General features: G+C 43.9%; 4 protein-coding genes. 1 reads left to right on the top strand and 3 read right to left on the bottom strand.

Annotation, left to right across the window (positions count from 1 at the left end; translation table 11 throughout):
• Positions 1–355 (top strand): zinc ribbon domain-containing protein (locus ACUVJL_RS39455; protein ID WP_445250795.1); only part of this gene is annotated, 355 nt, incomplete at its 5' end.
• A gap of 211 nt (positions 356–566) precedes the next feature.
• Here ACUVJL_RS39455 and ACUVJL_RS39450 read toward each other — a convergent pair.
• The 3 genes from ACUVJL_RS39450 to ACUVJL_RS39440 form a co-directional block, all read right to left on the bottom strand.
• Positions 567–830 (bottom strand): hypothetical protein, encoded by a 264-nt coding sequence (locus ACUVJL_RS39450; RefSeq protein WP_445250794.1) that lies wholly within the window; start codon positions 828–830, stop codon positions 567–569.
• A gap of 42 nt (positions 831–872) precedes the next feature.
• Positions 873–1,958: a linear amide C-N hydrolase gene (locus ACUVJL_RS39445; RefSeq protein WP_445250793.1), complete on the bottom strand. Its 1,086-nt coding sequence runs from the start codon at positions 1,956–1,958 to the stop codon at positions 873–875.
• 395 nt (positions 1,959–2,353) lie between these two features.
• A partial coding sequence (locus ACUVJL_RS39440) for a hypothetical protein (protein WP_445250796.1) occupies positions 2,354–2,577 on the bottom strand: 224 nt, incomplete at its 5' end.

Genomic DNA, 2,577 nt, shown 5'->3' with positions numbered 1-2,577 from the left:
CAGATTTAAAAAAGCAGCAGATAGATTAAGATGTCAGGTCAAAAATTTGGTCAAAGAGTTGCATCATAACTCAGCTAAATTCTTACTTGATAATTTTGATGTGATTTTACTTCCAACGTTTGAAACCTCGCAGATGGTATCTAAATCACGTCGCAAATTGAGAAATAAAACAGTTAGACAAATGTTGACACTTAGCCATTACGAATTCAAGAATTTTCTGAAGTGGAAAGCTTGGGAGAAATCTAAAGTTGTAATTGATTGTTGTGAAGCATACACATCTAAAACTGTTTCTTGGACGGGTGAACTTGTTAAAGTTGGTGGTGCCAGAGTAATCAAATCGCCCTCAACTGGCTAGAAAATGGACAGAGATCTAAATGGTGCTCGTGGGATTTTTCTTCGGGCATTGGTTGATATGCCTTGGTTATCCAGTCAATTGGCTGTATAACTTATACATTTGTTAGCAAACGTTAGCAAAAAAATATCGGTCGCAGTTCTCTGTCAATATTTTTGATTGACTCGGATTTTCACGATCTCCACCAGGCTCGGTTTAAAGGAAACTACGGCATTCAAGGATTTTGGGACAGGGTGTTCGATGCGCTGAACCGTCCCACAAAAAAGCCCGGAATTATGTTCCCTATGGCTGCTTTGGAAAAGAGCATCCTCAAGCCGTCCTGCAAGAACATTGATGGCGGGAATTGAACTTCGACCCCTGTTGATACGCCGATCGCCTTGTCAAAGCCGATCCAGAAGCTTTGGCTCGGCGATCGCTCTCGAAGATGAGGTATCAAAGGTTGAAAACCTTGATGTAAATAGAATCTGGCATACCTCATCTATCTGATAAAGGCTATACCTGACCAGGAAGCGGTGAAACTTCAGGAATAGGGCAAGAATTCAAACTTATCGGTCGCTACAAACTTTTCGGTGAGGTCGCCGCCCAGCTCCCACTTTTCGATTGGTTCCGGTCCTGAGGAACCGTTGACCTCTTCGAGCATATCGATTTTCCGCACTCCCGAACCATCGGCAAGATTTAATTCCTTGAGGTCAATCCAACAGACACTCGCACTGCGGGCGTTTGCGTAGTAATAAACCAGGTTCTTGTGGTCGGAAACGGTGCTCCAAAGTGTGGAAGCAAGATTGGGCTTTTCGGGGTCTACGATGATCCCAACCGGCACGGCGGCACTGCGAATTATGCTAAAGGTGGTTGCAATAGCTGTGCGTGCATCGTTGACATTATCGCGCGGGACTGCCGATAGGTAAAACGAGCAACGGGCAAATCGATCGGAGGCGTTGTTAGTGCCCGGCAGCACGATCATGCCATCCTTTTTTTCCCAGTATTCGTTGATTGCCAGTTGTTTGTCGTAGGTCGGAGAATTGGTCATCACGATATAATCTCTACCGTGGTGGATGGTTAGCTTGCCGCCTACGTACTCGAAAATTGCGGAATCGCCAGTTGCGTCGGAAATTGACAGGTGAACTGTACTTTTCTTATTGCTGCCGTCCGGTATGACGGGCGCGTCCACCTCGAACAAATCGTCTGGTTTCATCGCTTCAACCGCCTCTTTGACCGTGGCGAAACTATCGAGGAAGTATTGCGCCCATGCCGCAGTTGACATTTTTTTTGTCAATTTTGGTTGCTCTGGCTTTCGTTCGTAGTCCGATTCTACCAGGAACAGCAAATTGGCAACCAAACCCTGAGTGTTGATGCCGTCGGTAGTGCAAGCGTCTAAGGCGGAGGTAATTACGCTGCCGTACTTCGATGTCCACGTAAAGGAACTATCACCATTATTATTGTATGTTCCCCCCTGGCGCTCCATATTTGCTGGAAATGCCCAAATCTCGCTTTTAAGCGAGGTTGTCCAGTCCATGTTGCGACCGGTCACGACGTTGGGACTAGGCCGGTTCGGGTCATATATTTTTGGATTTTTTTGTCCATCTACGTAGAGAATTCTCGTGCACATGAAGAAGATATCTCATTTGGAAGTATTGGGTATTGCGTAGTATTGTTCGCAGCTCAATTACTGTAACTGCCTAATTAAATATACACCAAAAAACTACTTTTATCAATACTTCGGACAGTTTTTGATTGCCAACAGTAGAATAAGGGTTTCAAGGCGATTCGGTTATCGAGCTACCAACGGAAAATCAAGGGTTTCAGAGTACGAACTAAAAACTGTCCGGACTATTGTTTTATAGCACTTGATGCGAGGAATTAATTAGCTCGAACCAGATAAGAGTTATACGCTCTAGACAAGCGAAAGTGCGGCTCGTACTATACCCGAAACCTAGCAACAAATGGGGTTATTCAAACTCTGAGAAGTCGGTGTCTTAAAGATTACTATCAATTACAAACAAATTAACCGTTTGGGGAAACTTGTACTGGTTCGTTTGTTTGTCGAAATACTTGGACAGCAAGTTTTGAAACAATAACAATACATCGGTAGTGTTTTTGTAAAGGACAGAGGAAAACAATCTCTCTGATTATCCAATCCCCATTTTTTTTCTGATTTGTTGGTTGTATTCGTGGATGAAGTTCCAAATTGCCCCAATATGATTCTCTAGTTTCTTTGAGAATGATAA

It is taken from the genome of Microcoleus sp. OTE_8_concoct_300 (genome assembly GCF_031383065.1).
Lineage (GTDB): Bacteria > Cyanobacteriota > Cyanobacteriia > Cyanobacteriales > Microcoleaceae > Microcoleus.
The sequence above is the reverse complement of the archived record's forward strand: the minus strand, read 5'-3'. Positions and strand labels throughout refer to the sequence as shown.

Bases quoted from the DNA above. Each gene is read 5' to 3' on its own strand.
- ACUVJL_RS39450 (WP_445250794.1), bottom strand. From the start codon at position 830: ATGAGGTATGCCAGATTCTATTTACATCAAGGTTTTCAACCTTTGATA.
- ACUVJL_RS39445 (WP_445250793.1), bottom strand. From the start codon at position 1,958: ATGTGCACGAGAATTCTCTACGTAGATGGACAAAAAAATCCAAAAATA.